Origin of the sequence: Acinetobacter calcoaceticus DSM 30006 = CIP 81.8, assembly GCF_000368965.1 — a bacterium.
Taxonomy (GTDB): Bacteria; Pseudomonadota; Gammaproteobacteria; order Pseudomonadales; family Moraxellaceae; genus Acinetobacter; species Acinetobacter calcoaceticus.
This window is the reverse complement of the sequence record NZ_KB849780.1, coordinates 848,867-864,508: the sequence shown is the minus strand read 5'-3', so window position 1 is coordinate 864,508 and position 15,642 is coordinate 848,867. Positions and strand designations below refer to the sequence as shown.

The 15,642-nt window shown below is 39.2% G+C and carries 15 protein-coding genes; 2 read left to right on the top strand and 13 right to left on the bottom strand.

Going from position 1 to position 15,642, the window contains the following annotated elements; genetic code table 11:
* Positions 1–12 precede the first annotated feature (12 nt).
* The 3 genes from F936_RS08995 to F936_RS08985 are packed head-to-tail and all read right to left on the bottom strand — an operon-like array spanning position 13 to position 3,088.
* Complete coding sequence (locus F936_RS08995) at positions 13–711, bottom strand: histidine phosphatase family protein (protein ID WP_003651998.1); 699 nt, start codon at positions 709–711, stop codon at positions 13–15.
* A complete protein-coding gene (locus F936_RS08990) occupies positions 708–1,829 on the bottom strand; it encodes a phosphotransferase family protein (RefSeq protein WP_005046755.1) in 1,122 nt (373 codons plus the stop codon). The genes F936_RS08995 and F936_RS08990 overlap by 4 nt, the downstream gene beginning before the upstream one ends.
* Before the next feature lie 17 nt (positions 1,830–1,846).
* On the bottom strand, positions 1,847–3,088 hold the full coding sequence (locus F936_RS08985; protein ID WP_005046754.1) for an acyl-CoA dehydrogenase family protein: 1,242 nt from the start codon (positions 3,086–3,088) through the stop codon (positions 1,847–1,849).
* A 90-nt stretch (positions 3,089–3,178) separates the two neighbouring features.
* Between F936_RS08985 and F936_RS08980 the strand changes: the two genes are divergently transcribed.
* Together F936_RS08980 and pcaU are read left to right on the top strand one after the other, a co-directional pair.
* Entirely contained in the window at positions 3,179–4,099 is a 921-nt protein-coding gene (locus F936_RS08980) for a LysR family transcriptional regulator (RefSeq protein ID WP_005046753.1), read from the top strand.
* Positions 4,100–4,142: 43 nt separating this feature from the next.
* On the top strand, positions 4,143–4,955 hold the full coding sequence (gene pcaU / locus F936_RS08975; RefSeq protein WP_003652006.1) for an IclR family transcriptional regulator PcaU: 813 nt from the start codon (positions 4,143–4,145) through the stop codon (positions 4,953–4,955).
* A 95-nt stretch (positions 4,956–5,050) separates the two neighbouring features.
* Here the strand turns inward: pcaU and F936_RS08970 are convergent, their stop codons facing one another.
* The 10 genes from F936_RS08970 to pcaH form a co-directional block, all read right to left on the bottom strand.
* On the bottom strand, positions 5,051–5,917 hold the full coding sequence (locus F936_RS08970; RefSeq protein ID WP_005046750.1) for an MBL fold metallo-hydrolase: 867 nt from the start codon (positions 5,915–5,917) through the stop codon (positions 5,051–5,053).
* 4 nt (positions 5,918–5,921) lie between these two features.
* Positions 5,922–6,335: a DUF6691 family protein gene (locus tag F936_RS08965; RefSeq protein WP_016802114.1), complete on the bottom strand. Its 414-nt coding sequence runs from the start codon at positions 6,333–6,335 to the stop codon at positions 5,922–5,924.
* A 4-nt stretch (positions 6,336–6,339) separates the two neighbouring features.
* Positions 6,340–6,753, bottom strand: a complete 414-nt coding sequence (locus F936_RS08960; protein WP_004643011.1) for a YeeE/YedE family protein — start codon at positions 6,751–6,753, stop codon at positions 6,340–6,342.
* 135 nt (positions 6,754–6,888) lie between these two features.
* The gene (locus tag F936_RS08955) at positions 6,889–7,347 is read right to left on the bottom strand and encodes a DUF6438 domain-containing protein (protein WP_016802115.1); all 459 of its coding nucleotides are present in this window, start codon (positions 7,345–7,347) and stop codon (positions 6,889–6,891) included.
* Positions 7,348–7,998: 651 nt separating this feature from the next.
* Entirely contained in the window at positions 7,999–10,428 is a 2,430-nt protein-coding gene (locus tag F936_RS08950; RefSeq protein ID WP_005046746.1) for a glucose/quinate/shikimate family membrane-bound PQQ-dependent dehydrogenase, read from the bottom strand.
* An 81-nt stretch (positions 10,429–10,509) separates the two neighbouring features.
* A complete protein-coding gene (locus tag F936_RS08945) occupies positions 10,510–11,829 on the bottom strand; it encodes a carbohydrate porin (protein ID WP_005046744.1) in 1,320 nt (439 codons plus the stop codon).
* 66 nt (positions 11,830–11,895) lie between these two features.
* Positions 11,896–13,347, bottom strand: a complete 1,452-nt coding sequence (locus F936_RS08940; RefSeq protein ID WP_005046743.1) for a NosD domain-containing protein — start codon at positions 13,345–13,347, stop codon at positions 11,896–11,898.
* A gap of 19 nt (positions 13,348–13,366) precedes the next feature.
* On the bottom strand, positions 13,367–14,194 hold the full coding sequence (aroD, locus tag F936_RS08935) for a type I 3-dehydroquinate dehydratase (RefSeq protein ID WP_080595335.1): 828 nt from the start codon (positions 14,192–14,194) through the stop codon (positions 13,367–13,369).
* Positions 14,195–14,264: 70 nt separating this feature from the next.
* Positions 14,265–14,894: a protocatechuate 3,4-dioxygenase subunit alpha gene (gene pcaG, locus F936_RS08930; RefSeq protein ID WP_003652024.1), complete on the bottom strand. Its 630-nt coding sequence runs from the start codon at positions 14,892–14,894 to the stop codon at positions 14,265–14,267.
* Between the two features lie 14 nt (positions 14,895–14,908).
* Positions 14,909–15,634 carry a protocatechuate 3,4-dioxygenase subunit beta gene (gene pcaH, locus F936_RS08925; protein ID WP_003652026.1) on the bottom strand — a complete coding sequence of 242 codons (726 nt, stop codon included), beginning with the start codon at positions 15,632–15,634 and terminating at the stop codon, positions 14,909–14,911.
* Positions 15,635–15,642 lie beyond the last annotated feature (8 nt).

The window sequence follows — 15,642 nt, the reverse complement described above, 5'->3', positions numbered from 1 at the left end:
TTATCCTTATTTTTAAATCCATGTCAGTAAATCTGGACGCTCAGCTTTTATAAAATGATGTTCATTTAAACTTAAAACCTGAGCTTCATTTCCAACTAAACGTAAAGTGGTGAGACTTGTATTGGTAATTGCCCAGTTCAAGGCAAAAGTTCGATTTGGACTCAGTTCAAGTAATTTGCCAATTGCTACAGAAATCACACCACCAGAGGTAAAAACGACTGCATAACGAGGTTTGGTTTTTGCCAATTCATCACAAAGTTGTTGTAGTGCTGTTTCAACTCTGTCTTTAAAATGCGGCCATGACTCATCATATTCATGATGAAAATCGCCATCAGTCCATCGTCCAATTGCGCCTTCAAATATTTTGGCAAGATAGGCACGCGGATTATTATCTTGTGCTACGTCAGCTTTTAACAATTCCGGTTGTTCAAAACGCGGTTCATAACGTGCAAAAACCTGCTGATGATTAAACTCGTTCCATAAACTATTGTGATTAATCACCGCATCTGGAAAGCATTCATTTAATGCGAGTTGTGCGGTTTGTTGATGGCGCTGCATGGTTCCGGCCACAACATAAGGTTGTTCTTTCAATATTTGTTTAAAGTATTGCCCTAATAAAGTCGCTTGAGCTTCACCATTTTCAGACAACTCATCATAGTTACTTTTACCAAATGATGCCTGACCATGTCTTACCAGATAAATTGTGGTCATTTTCTTAAAATACCCTTTATTTTCTGTAGAGATTGCTGGGCAAATTCCGATTCTTGAATTTTTTGTTGCCCAATAAGTTTTAAAGCTCTGATATGTAACGCATGAATGACGATCCAGAAGTCTTTAAACGCTGGGTTTCTGGTTTGTTTATGGTAATAGCGGTAGTAAATTTGCTGAGCGATCACTGCTAAACGGAATACGCCAAATACCTCATAAAAAGCCCAATTTTGAGGGTTCAAACCTGTTTTTTTCAGGTAATAGTCAACAACTTCTTTACGAGAAAACATTCCCTTCAAATGGGTAGGCTGACGGCGTGTCGATCTGAAAATCATATTATCCGTAGGTTCAACCCAATAGGCTAAAGCACTGCCTAAATCCATTAATGGATCACCCAAGGTTGCCATTTCCCAATCCAGCACGCCAATCACTTCAGTTGGATGCTCTGGATCTAAAATCACATTATCAAATCGCCAATCGTTATGAATAATGCAAGTCGTGGAATCTTGAGGGACATTATCTTTCAACCATTTTCGAACATATTTAAATGAAGGAACGTTGAGCGTTCGGACCTTTTCATAACGCTTATCCCAACCTTCGACTTGTCTACGGCAATATCCTCCCCCTTTGCCCAGTTCAGCTAAAGGCGTGTTTTCATAAGGAACTTGATGTAACTCGATTAGCTTATCAAGCACATTTACACAAAGTTGGTGAACATCCTCTTCATTAAATCTAAGCTCGGGCGGCAATTTTGCACGGGGAATAATACCTTCAATGCGTTCCATGACATAGAAATCACAGCCAATGACTGTTTCATCCTGACAAAGTGCCACCATTTTAGGAAGCACCGGATAATAAGGCGCAAGATTTTTTTGCACCATATATTCACGGGCCATATCATGAGCCGACTTCGCTTTTGTTCCTTTTGGAGGACGTCGTAAAATTAAATCGGTATTTTCATACTTTAAACGATAAGTCCAATTTGAAGCACCACCTGTATATTGGGTCACGATTGCTGGGCCAACCAACTCAACATCTTGGTTCTTTAACCAGCTTTCAACTGCTCCAATATCAAGTTCTTCACCTTCACGTACTTCACCGCCTATATCAATTACCGACATTCTAATTTCCTTTAAACTTATACTTTCTTATGACGACCGTAACCACGTTTGGCTAACTCTAATTTGGCAATCATGCCTTTATGTACTTCATCTGGACCATCAGCTAAACGTAAACTGCGTGCTTGAGCAAAGAAACCTGTTAATGGTGTATCTCTTGAAACGCCCGCGCCACCATGTAACTGAATTGCCATGTCGACTACTTTTTCTAAAACACTTGGAGCCACCACTTTAATTGCAGATATTTCTGTTAAAGCGGCCATATTCCCTAAAGTATCCATTTTATAGGCTGCATACAAGGTTAAAAGCCGAGCTTGGTCTATCGCTACCCGTGCATCAGCTACCCGTTCGAGGTTCCCACCGAGTTTTAAAATTTCTTTGCCAAACGCCGTTCTAGACATGCCTCTATCAATCATGAGTTCTAAAGCTTTTTCAGCAGCCCCAATACAGCGCATGCAATGGTGAATACGTCCCGGCCCTAAGCGGCCTTGAGCAATTTCAAAACCTTGGCCCGCTCCACCAATAAAGTTATCAAAAGGCACTCGAACATTATTAAAATGGACTTCACCATGTCCATGTGGCGCATCGTAGTCTCCAAACACTGGTAACATACGCTGAATTTCAACACCCGCCGTATCAATAGGCACTAAAACCATGGAGTGTTGATGATGACGGTCTTTGCTTTCATCTGGGGTATGAGCCATAAAAATAATGACTTTAGCATTTGGGTCACCTAAACCAGACGACCACCATTTTTTGCCATTTAAAACAATTTCATTACCATCGATGAGTGCAGTCGCTTGCATATTGGTTGCATCACTTGAAGCAACGTCTGGTTCAGTCATACAAAAAACCGAGCGAATTTTTCCGTCCAGTAAAGGCTGTAGCCATTGTTGTTTTTGCTGTTCACTGCCATAGCGCCATAACAATTCCATATTCCCTGTGTCAGGTGCGTTACAGTTAAAAACGGTGGGTGCCAATAAACTACGACCGGTTAATTCGGCAATGTGAGCATATTCTTGAACAGTTAGCCCTGCACCGAGTTTGTCATCTGGTAAAAACATATTCCAAAGGCCAGCTTGCTTTGCTTTAGATTTCAGTGTTTCTAGAAGTTCGGGCCACTGCCATTTTTTCCAGTTTCCATCCGGATTTAGCTCATGAACTTCTTCCCAAAATTGGGCTTCAACAGGTTCTATTTCTTCTTGAATAAATTTTCTTGTCCGCTCGACAAAATCTTGAGCTGTTTTTGAGAGTTCAAACATTATTTTTTTCCTTTACATCATTATCTTGCCTTTACATCAACATAACTTGAAACTTAATATGAATGAAATGATTTTATTAAATAACTCATCATGAATAATATTCATAACTTACATGGGCTCGACTTAAGCTTTTTTCATCGAATAGATATCAACTTATATCCGCTTTTTATTGCGATTTATGAGCAAAAAAGTATTTCCAATGCTGCAAGCAGCCTTAATATTACGCAATCGGCAGCAAGTCACGCCTTGCAAAGATTACGTCAACAACTTGAAGATGATGTATTTATACGTGTAGGCAATAAAATGTCTGCAACGCCTTTTGCAGAACAGATTTACCCTACTGTGAAGCAAGCACTTTTAACCATTCAAAATATTAGCCAGCAGAAACATGTCTTTGACCCAACCAGTTTAAAAAACTTAAAGATCGCCGTGCATGATGAAATTGAGCCTATTATTCTTCCAAGACTTGCTCAACATTTTCAAAATCTTAATTTAGATTTGCAGTTTGTAAGTATGAAGCTAGATCGAAAACATATTATGACGGACTTGGCGACACAGCAGCTCGATTTCGTGATTGATTTGGAACAATACTTATCTCCAAAAATTACCTTTGACCATCTGGTAACAGATGAGTTTGTCATTTGCAGCCAACTTAAAGAAGTCGATTTATCTAGTTATATCAATGGTCGACACATCGGTGTTTCGTCACGCCGTACGGGTGCCTTACTTGAAGATATTTATTTAAACCAACATCAAAAAATTTCAAGAAATGTATTTATGCGCTGTCAAAACTATTCAACGGCGTTACAAGTTTTGGGAGCTCAAGCCAACGCAATATTGACTATGCCCCGAATGATTTTGCAGCATTTATCCTATAGTTCGGAAATTCGTTTGCATTCACTCCCATTTGAGATGACCAATATCAAAATGGGGATGTTTTGGCATGAAGATTTAAGGGATAATTTAAGGCATCAATTTTTGCGACATGAAATTATTAAACTTTTTCAATAAAGCAAATTGATCTACTAACGCCTACATCGTACAAGGACCTGTCATGAGTAAAGATGAACGAATAATCCAAAATCAGGACAACAAGAAAACTATTCGTCATGAAGATTACATTGCTGGCATCGGTAAAGGCATGGCAATTTTAGATAGCTTTAGTAGCAATCAACATCGCCTAAACATTTCTATGGCCGCTGAAAAAACTGGGCTTACCCGAGCGGCAGCAAGACGTCATTTATTAACCTTAGAATATCTAGGTTATCTTGAGTCAGATGGCCACTATTACTATTTAACCCCAAAAGTCCTGAAATTTTCAGGAGCATATTTGGGCGCTGCTCAACTTCCAAAAGTATCGCAGCCTTTATTAAACCTATTAACGAACCAAACCTCTCTTATTTATTCAGTGATGGTACTTGACGGTTATGAAGCCATTACCATTGCGCGTAGTGCCGCACACCAACAAACCGACCGCGTAAATCCATACGGCCTACACTTGGGTAACCGCTTACCTGCTCATGCGACCTCAGCTGGTAAAATTTTACTGGCACATTTAAGCCAAGAAGAACAATTGGACTGGCTTCAAAAATACCCACTACAGCGTTTAACCAAATATACGCATATTGAAAACGATAAATTTTTAGAGTTACTACAAGAGATTCGAGAACAAGATTGGTGTTATTCACGTGAAGAACATGAATTAGGCGTTCACGCACTCGCCGTACCTATTTATGGGCAAGACTTTAAAGTTGTTGCAGCTTTAAACATTGTTTCTCCAACCATGAAAACAACTGAAGAATATTTAATTCAACACATTTTGCCTTTATTGCAAGAGACTTCGCGGGATTTGAGACAAGTTCTTTAAATCTTACTTAGGCTATTTTTATGGGATAAATTTTATTATTTGCTTAGGCTATTTTATTGAGTGGTAATGACTGGATGGATATGCTTAGGCTATTTTTAAAAGTAATTAAATGGTATTTTTAAATAACGGATGCCATTCGCTTCAGGTTCTGGAAAATTTCCTGCATTCATATTAATTTGTATTGAAGGCAAGATTAGTTTTGGCATTGCTAAAGTTGCATCTCTTTCTTGACGCATTTTTATGAATGACTCTTTAGAAACTTTTCGGTTTAAATGAATATTGCTTTGCTTTTGAGTTTTTATGTCTGTTTGACAGATATATTCATCACGACCTTCTGGCTTATAGTCATGGCACAAGAACATGCGCATGTGGTCAGGAAGTGTATAAAGCTTTTGTACCGAATCATAAAGCGCGGCAGCACTTCCTTTAGGAAAGTCACATCTAGCCGAACCATAATCAGGCATAAATAAAGTATCACCCACAAAAACAGCATCAGCAATTACATAGCTTAAGCAAGCAGGTGTATGCCCAGGCGTAGGAATGTTATAGGCTGCTATATCCCCTATTTTAAAATGCTCATGATCTTCAAATAAATAATCAAAAGGCTGATTTTTATTAAATTTTTTAAAATCAAAATTATAGATAGCAGAAAAAGTTTCTTGTACTACTGAGATTTTTTGACTAATGGCAATTGTGCCACCCAATTTAGATTTTAAATATTGGGCAGCAGTCATATGGTCTGCGTGTACGTGGGTTTCTAAAATCCATTGCACTTTAAAGTTTTGAGCCAAGACATAATCGATAATTAAATCGGCATTGGTTATTTTCGTAGTCGCCGAAGCTGCATCGTAGTCAAGTACACTGTCAATAATGGCGCATTGACGCGTAACCAAATCTGCAACAACATAGCTAAAAGTATTGGTATTTTCATCAAAAAAATCTTTTACTAGAGGTTGTTGCATAGGTTTAATTTCCTTTATTTAAGATTCGGTAAATCAACATTCCTAATAACATTGCGACAATAAAATAAAGTGCTTCAAAATATCCTAACCCAATAAGTGTTAAAGCGGGTGCTGGACATATGCCTGCTATTCCCCAGCCTATACCAAAAATAAAAGCACCAGCAATTAACCTTTGGTCAATCTGTGTATTCATTGGTAATTGAATTTGTTCATTAAAAAGTGTTTTTGGATTTTTGATCGCTTTTTGAAACGGAATAAATGCCACAGCAACAGCACCTAACATTACAAACATTAAGCCGATATCCCACTGTCCAAATATATCTAGAAACCCTAAAACTTTTTCAGGATTAGACATGCCAGAGATCATTAAGCCCAATGAAAACAAGCTACCAAATATAAAAGCAAAGATATTTTTCATAGGATTACCCCAACACATGACGAATGATATAAACAGTTAACATGCCAGCAAACATAAAAACTGCTGTCGCTATCATCGAGCGTTTTGATAACCTGCTCATGCCACAAATACCATGACCGCTTGTACAACCAGATCCTAGCCGTGTTCCAAAGCCCACAATTAGACCTGCTAAAATAAGTGCATATGTGTTGGCTTTAATTTCAATTTCAGGCTGATAAAAATAACCATATATAAACGGTGTAATCACCAATCCCGCAATGAACCAAAATGCAGAACTTTTAAAGGTCTCTTTAGTGGGATTTATGATTTGAGCAAGCAATCCACTAATTCCAGCTACACGACCATTTATATATAAATATCCAACTGTTGCGATGCCGAGCAGCAAACCACCCAAAAAGGCATAGACAATATTTGACATATAACCACTCTCAACAATATATGTTTTTATAATATGTATTATACGCTGATTTTTTTAGAAATACTTAAAATAAAACTCTCAAATATATAATTCTTCTTAACAAGAAAAAGCCCCAAAATATTGGGGCTTTCATCATTAAATTAGATCTTTAATGCCTAATTGTTCAGGCAACTTTTCCATGACTTTATTCAATCTATTATTTGCTGGAGAGATACAACCTGTGTAATGGCTTAATTTTGTTTCCGTGCCATTTGGTTGAATCCATGAAATGTAATAGCTAGACATATCAGTTGCAGTTTGCTGACATCCACCAGTTTTCGCTTGTGTGCCTGTTTCTGGGCGATAAGTTTTTAAATCATCTGCAAGTTTTTGATAGTCTTTTACACTGCCTTGAATTTCTTTAACGCCTATAGCTTTAGTATATTGCTTGCCTTCAAAACGAATTAAACCCGTAGGTGCTACTTCTACAGAATAGATTGGGCATGCACCAAAGCATGGACTAGAAGCATAACGAATAGTTTCTTGTGTATTCGGTGCTTGCTGAACAGATGCACAACCCATCAAAGCTAAACCAGATAAAGTTGCAAGAACCAAAAATCTCATCGTATCACCTATTATTATCAAGTGGCTTTAATTTATCAAATCATACACTTCTTGTCATTAAAGACTATTTTTTGTGATTGTTTTCATTAATTGATATACATCATTGCTTAGGCTATTTTCATAATAATCAAATATTATAGTTTAAATCGCATAAAAAAAGGCCCATCTTGCGATGAGCCTTAAGCCAATAAAAGCTTAAATTCCTGAAATACAAATTATTACTGGGTAGTAATAACCTGCGACGATCATTCTAACGTAATGCTATAAATTATATAAATATAATATAAATATATATTTACGCTTGTTTTTTCGGCAAAAATTTCCTACTTTTCAAGACTAAAAAGTTAATAATGTTTATTTCTAATTAAAATTCACAACTTTAAGTTAAACAAAACTTAATAAACAAATAAGATTTATTTATAGGTAAAACATTGTAAAAAAATATCTAACAGTTCGACTACATCTATTGTTCAAGCGCTATCAATCTTAGGAATATTTTAGGTTTTGCAATAAGTTAAAGCACTTTTTTACTATTTGGTAAACCTATCTATATAAAACAATAGAACTTACTCTCAGGCTTTAATACAAAAAATATATTAAAGTTAAAGGCAAAAGAGAAATGCTCTCTTTTGCCTTATTTAATTACTGTTCTAAGCTATAAGCGACTACATAATCACCATGATCAGGAGACTGACGAGCACCGCCTGCCGTAACAACCACATATTGTTTACCTGTTTTCGGTGAAACATAGCTGATTGGGGTTCCTTGGCTACCTACTGGCATGCGTGATTTCCACAGTTCTTTACCTGTAGATGAATCAAAAGCACGTAAGTAGTAATCTTGTGTTGCTGCAAAGAAAACCAATCCGCCTTGTGTTGCCATTGGTCCACCAATAGTTGGCATACCAATTGGTGCTTTTAAACCCATTTTGATACCCATAGGTCCAGTATCCTGTACTGTACCTAGCGGTACTTGCCATGCGATTTGACGTGTTTTCATGTCAATTGCAGTCATGGTACCAAATGGAGGTTTTTGACACGGAATGCTAAGAGCCGACATAAAGCGGTTTTTATTCACTTTATATGGTGTACCTTTCATTGGCACAGCACCCATACCCGTATTTACTTTTTCTCCACCACTCGCCTGAATCTTAATATCTTCAGGGGTCTGTTCCATTAACTGAATCCATAATCCAAGACGCATATCGTTTACGAACATATAGCGATGTGTCGGATCAAAAGCAATGCTACCCCAGTTCATACCACCCAAAGAGCCTGGGAAGCTTAGTGAAACATCAGTACCCGGTGCAGTAAATAGACCTTCGTAACGCATTGACTTAAAGTTAATACGGCACATGAGTTGGTCAAACGGCGTTGCACCCCACATATCTGATTCAGTTAAAGTCTGATTACCAATTTGAGGCATTTCAACTGAACGTGGTTGAGTTGCGCTGTATTGCTCACCCGGAATATTGGCAGGCTTAACTGGCTGTTCAATCACTTTAGTTAGTGGTTTACCTGTTACACGGTCAAGCACAAAGAATTGGCCTGATTTGGTTCCAATGACAACAGCAGGTTTAGTCGTACCATCTTTCAATGGGAAATCAACTAGACTTGGTTGCATTGGTAAATCGAAGTCCCATAAATCATTATGAACAGTTTGATATACCCATTTTTCTTTACCTGTTGTTGCATCAAGTGCCAAAACAGAAGTGTTATATTTATGATCTAATGGATTACGGTTACCACCCCAAATGTCGACAGATGAACTACCCATAGGTAAGAACACCGTATTCATTTGCGGGTCATATGACATTGCAGCCCAAGAGTTTGCCGAACTACGTTTATAAGTTTCACCCGGTTTAAGAACATAGTTAGGGTTTGGATTACGTGCGTCAAATGCCCAGCGAAGTTTACCGGTAATCACGTCATAACCACGGATAACACCACCCGGCATATCTGCCGCAACGTTATCAGCAATACGGCTACCGACCACAATGGTTGTTCCAGCAATAGTCGGTGCAGAAGTCACTTCAAAACGTGGAGCTTTGGTTCCAGCCCCAAGACCTTCTAACAAGTCAACTGTTCCATTTACACCAAAATCAGCACAGCGCTGACCGTTATCTGCATTGACTGCAATTAAACGACCATCAGGTGTATTTGTATATAAACGGCGTGGACATGCCGTATTGTTTGCAACTGTGGTTACTGCATTTGCACCAGCTAAAGTTGGTTGTACAAGTGGCTTAGTCGAATCAAAGTATGCAACACCACGGCAGCGCTCCCAAGCATCGGCTTTAGAGTTCACCTCAGCTTTCCAGAGCTGTTTGCCTGAATCAGCATCGATCGCAAAAATATTATTATGCGGTGTACATAAAAAGACTTTATTCCCAACTTGTAGTGGGGTCATTTGGTCTTCCGCACCATTACCACTACCCGTTGTAAAATCACCGGTTCTAAAACGCCAAGCTTCTTTTAGTTTATGAACGTTATCTCGGTTAATTTGATCGAGAGCAACAAAGCGACTACCACCTGCATCATTACCATAGTTTTCCCAATTCACCTGTTTTTTTGCAGGATCAACTGGCACTAAAGGTAGTTTTTCACCTGAACTTGCTACTGTTGGATGTGGTTGGAACATTTGATAGAACGCAATCAACATACCAACAACAACTAATCCACCTACCGCATAGGATGAAGATGCCAAACCGCTTTGGAATTGGTAACGTCGAATTGCAGGTAAGGTAAATAACAATGCAGCAAAAAGACCAGCAGGAAACATTAACCGCGAGAATAACGGCCAGAATTCCCAACCTGCATCAATCAGCGACCAAATTACGGTGCCAACGAAAACAGCCGCAAAAATCCAGACGCCAAGCGCCTTTTTACGAAAAATACTAAATGCAGAAATGGTAATCAACAGCCCTGCGACGAGGAAATACCAAGATCCACCTAACGAGACTAGCTTTCCACCGCCTACGATGTAAAAAACACCAGTAGCCAATAAAACTAGGCCTAATAGAAAACACCATATTTTGAATAAGATATGAAACTTAGAATCTGACTCAGACATAGATCCTACTCCACATATACTGAACACAATAGTTCAAGCATTTGGGCCAGTTAAACTATGTCTAACCAGCCATCAACATTGTTAAAAATTGACTTTTACGCTAAGACCAGCCACCCAAGCATCATCGACCGCTTTTACACCAGCAGGTTGATGGATATATTGAATGTTTGGACGTAACATAACGGCCGGAGACCATTGATAGGTATAGTTCAACTCGACATTTAGTTCGTCGTCTTGAATTGGAATATAGTCAGATGCAATCGCATCATAGCTATAGTATCCACGACTTTCATTCGTTGCGATCTGCTTATCTTTAGCACGATCATTGACCACATAATTGGCAATACCAAAACCAATCGAATCATTTGGACGGCTATCAAACGGCCCTTTATACCAAAGTGCAAGTTGTTGTGTACTTTGAACAAAGGTGGTTGCTTTATCATTTACAACACCGTTCAAGCTTACGTATAAACCACGTTTAGGGTCTTCACCTTTATGGGTAAGTTGTTGCTGAGCATTAATCCAGAAACTTTGTTTCCCATCACGAACTTTGCCAGCAGTTTTAATGTCATTCGCTTCTGCTGTTGAGTACAACGCCCCTACTTTATATTCACCCGGTAAGCCATTAAAAGCAGCAAGTTTTGGTTTCCATGCAAGCTCAACCGGTATGGTTGCTCCCTTCACATTATTCATATCCAGATTAAAACCATCACTGTTTGATTCGGTTTTAATGTTGTCTGGATTTACCTCATAAACACCCAATCCCAATGTCCACTCAGGCGCAAACTGATATTTAACATTTGTAGCCCAAACACCAACTGGTGAGTTGTACCAAATTGAACCGATTGATTTTCCTAACTGCCCACCGCAAAGCAATAAGTTCTGAAACTCACATTGAGAACTATTAAAGTCCTCTGACATACCCATACGGCCCACTTTGACCTGTACTGTGTTATCAACAAAACCTTTTTTGACCCATGCCTGAGACAGACGCCAGATTTTACCGCGACCATAAATCTCTTGGGCATTGCCCAATTGGCTAGAACGCGGGTCTTTAATACGCTCTAAAGTGAGTGCATTCCCGTCACGTTTAGTCACGACTAGGCTCGCTGTTGTATCTTTCCATCCAGCAATTTTTTCTAAGTCGAAGTTTGCACCTAAAGAAAGTTGTGCAGCATTTTCAAAAGTATTGCTGTCGTTGTAACCACCATCTAAATTTGTGGCAGCTTGGCTCATAATAGAAGCTGTAAATTTATAGCCCTGTTGCTCTAGCTGCTGGCGCTCACCATTCCAGTCGCCAAGCAACCATTGACGGTCTTGTGACCACGGCTCATTCGCAAGCGCAAATTGGCTGCCTAATACAGCGATTGTTAATACACTCAGTTTCATTAAATTCGGCATCTTAAGTCCCTTTTATCATTTCTATATTTCTATGCTGCGCCTCAGTTTGAGGCGCTTTCCTTATTGTTATTTAACACTTGTAAAACCAAGCTCAGAAGTTGCACCAAAACGATCAGTGATATTCGCTGTAATTGAGGCAACTTTTACAGTTGGCTTCCAATTCGCTTTTGCAATTCCTTGTGCATCTGTAGCAACTGTTATTGCCCCTAAATATTGCTCAGCTTCTTTTGATGCCGCATTTTGATTACCAAAAAATTCAACTTGGTAACGTTGATTTGGTAAACCATTAACTTCTACCGCAACTGAACCTTTATTCGCAGTTAATTTAGGAGCTTTAATACCCTGATTAGGTTGAGCATTACAGCCTTGTTGATTTGGTTGAGTACATGTTTTTTGTTGTTTAGATGGATCAACAACTACACCACCACCACGAGAACCTACGAATCCTTCATGCTCAAGTGCAGGTACACCAAATACAATTGCACCTAAACGCTGATTCGGTACACATGAACCACCCGCTTCACAGCGCTTGATATCTTTACCATTGTCCCAAATCAGGTTTTTAGTCAATGTAATTTTTGCAGTTGCATCTTTTTCAGAGCGAATCGCAACACCAATACGGTTACCATGCACTTTGTTGCTATCGAGAATGTTGCCATCGCCAGTCATGTTAAAACCAATCGAGTTATTGGTCATTTCGTTGTAGGCAATATAGTTACGCTTACCCCAGTTAATCTGTAAGCCATCCGAATAGTTTTCGAATTTATTACCGACTACGGCATTGTCATTACCCCACAAAATTTCAATACCTTGTGATGGCTCTGGGTTTGCTTTAGTTGAAACAAAATGGTTATTTGCAATCAGGTTAAAAGCAGCACCGCGGGTTAGTTCTAAACCATCGCCATTGTCTTGGAAGATGTTGTCTAAAACTTTATTGTTATTGGTCGTGGTTGCAGTTGGGTTACCTTGCCCATCATCACCAGTAAGCATGACACCCGCACCACCATAGTTATTGCTAATACGGTTGTGCTGAATGAGATTATTGCTTGAACGGTTGATCAATACACCAATACAGAAACGATGAATATCTAGACCTTTTAACGTGACATTATTTACATCGCGTAGTACTAAGCCCGGTAAAGTCATGGTACGTACATTTGTTCCGTACTGTTCAGGGTTTGCGCCTGGGCAAGCTTTCGCACCTTCGCCTTTAATATAGTTTGAACCATCGATCGCAATATATTCACCAGTTTTATCCCACTGGGTACCAATGATTTTGACCGGTGCTTTAATCTCAGGAAGCGCGCTGTTTAATTTGATTGCATAAGGTGCTTTGCCCACTGCCTGAATCAAGATTTCGCTCGCATCGGCTGGGTTAGCATTGGCTTGCTCAATTGCCCAACGTAAAGAACCTTTATTGCTATCGTCCTGATAACGGTCAACAACATAAGTTTGAGCCGCGGCTACACCTGAAACCATCAAACCTAATGCAAGAGTAGTTAAACGTAATGTATTCATTTCATCATGTCCTTATGATTTATGGGTTTGTTGGTTGAACGGTTTTTAAAATCTGTTTGAGCTTGGTCACATCAATTTGCCCTGGTGCAGAAGCCTCACCAATCATGCCAAAGCTATAACTTCCACCCATATTGGCTGTCGCAACACGAGAAATCGTCCCTAACTGCCCCATTGACATGGTCAATAAAGGTTTAGTGGTTTGCTGACTTACTTTTAAAGTCGCGTTCATTAGAGTGAAAACGTCTTGTTTAGATTTTGGCATTACTGCAATTTTCAGAACATCTGCGCCCATCTGATCTTGTTTTAACAAGCGCTTTTCAATTTCATCTTGGCTTGGTGTTTTTTGGAAGTCATGATTAGACATCACAATCAGCACTTTCTTTTGATGTGCTTTTTGAACGATTTCTGAAACTACTTTTTGATCACGGAACATTTCAACATCTAACCAATCCATGAAAGGATTTTTTAAATAAGCCTGATAGGTCTTACCATAATCCACATCGCTAATTTCAAGTTGGCCACCTTCATTTTTAGTACGAATTGTGGCAATCATTGGCTTATTGCCTAAGATCTTTTTTAATTCATGACCTAACGCAATTACTTGTTTTGTATCACTAGCAAAACTGAGTAAATCGATACGGAATTCTGCCAAATCAGCATCTGCTGTATTTACAATGACTTGAGCTTGTGCCAAAGCTTGTTCTTTAGTTTTTGCTGTAATCGGAACAATCGTTTTAACAGCTGTACTCGTAGGTTGTGTTTGAGCAGATAAAGCGACTGGTTCAGCATTCACCTGTGCTGTAAAAAATGGAAGTGCAAGCAAACTTAAGCTTAATAATGTTTTCATGTTCATATCATTCATCCTTGAAAAAGGCTACACGCATCCATGGGCGATCATGTGTAGCCTTGGGTGTTTCTTAAATATCAAAAAATACGGTTTCGTCATCGCCTTGAATACGAATATCAAAGCGGTAAACAACTTCACCGTTTTCTTCAAAACGCTTTGCAATAAGTGTTTGACGACGTGGTGCCCATTCAATGCTATTTAAAATCGGGTCATTGGCATTTGCTTCTGCTTCATCTTCAAAATAAACACGCGTATTAAGACCTAAATTAATACCACGAGCGAAAATCACTAAAGCAATATGAGGTGCCTGAGTTGAACCTTTACGCCCCGCAGTTGCGCCCGGTTTAATTGTATTGAAACTCCAAATACCCGTTTCAAAGTCTGCACCAGTACGGCCCCAACCTTGAAATGCTGGGTCAGCTTTTTGCTCACGTGTATCAGCCTGACTCGGGTAAATACCATTTGCATCGGCCTGCCAAATTTCGATAAGCACATCGCGTAGAGGTAAACCCAACCCGTCAAATACTTGCCCTTCAAGACGGATACGCTGGCCTTGAGTCTGGTCTTGTACAAGCTGGTTATTAAAGTTGTTTTCAAAAACTTCGATATTTGCTTGTTGTGGTAACAAACCAATGTGAACGTAAGGACCACCCGTTTGAGATGCTGTTTCTTTTAATTCCTGAAAATTCCAGTTATTCATACTAAGGCTCCTGATTAAGTCAATTCGTTTTCGAAGTAAGTCGCTCGACGTCCACGTAAAGTGATGTCAAAACGGTAACAACGGCTATCAGCTTCGATAAAGTTGTTTTTATCTTCTAGTGCAATTAGTGCACGACGTTGATCTTCAGAAGGAATGGTTTTTAAAATCGGACAAGAATCGATTAAAGTATCACCTTCAAAATAAAACTGTGAAATCAGGCGCTGAGCCCAACCGTCAGCAATTAAAGAGAAATGAATATGTGCCGGACGCCATTCATTAATACGGTTACGCCATGGGTACGGACCCGGTTTAATGGTACGGAAAATATAAAAACCATTTTCATCCGTTAAGGTACGACCACAACCACCGAAGTTAGGGTCCATGGCGCCAATAAATTTATCGTTTGGATGACGGTAACGACCTGAAGCATTGGCTTGCCATACTTCTAAAAGCGCATTTTTTACAGGACGTCCAAATTGATCACGAACATAGCCATGAACAATGACACGCTCACCAATTGGCAAACCATCTTTGGCATAGTTCAAAATCAAATCGTTATCTTTTGGGCCAAACAGATTTGAAGAAAAATGCGGTGCAGTGACTTCAGTTAAAGTCTCGTTAATAGAGATCAATGCATTTTTTGGCGAACGTAATACACTTGTTTTATAACCTGGCGTATACGCTGGTGGATGATCATCTGTATTACGTTGGGCGTAAGCACCCCAGCTATGTTGTGACATCTTTATCT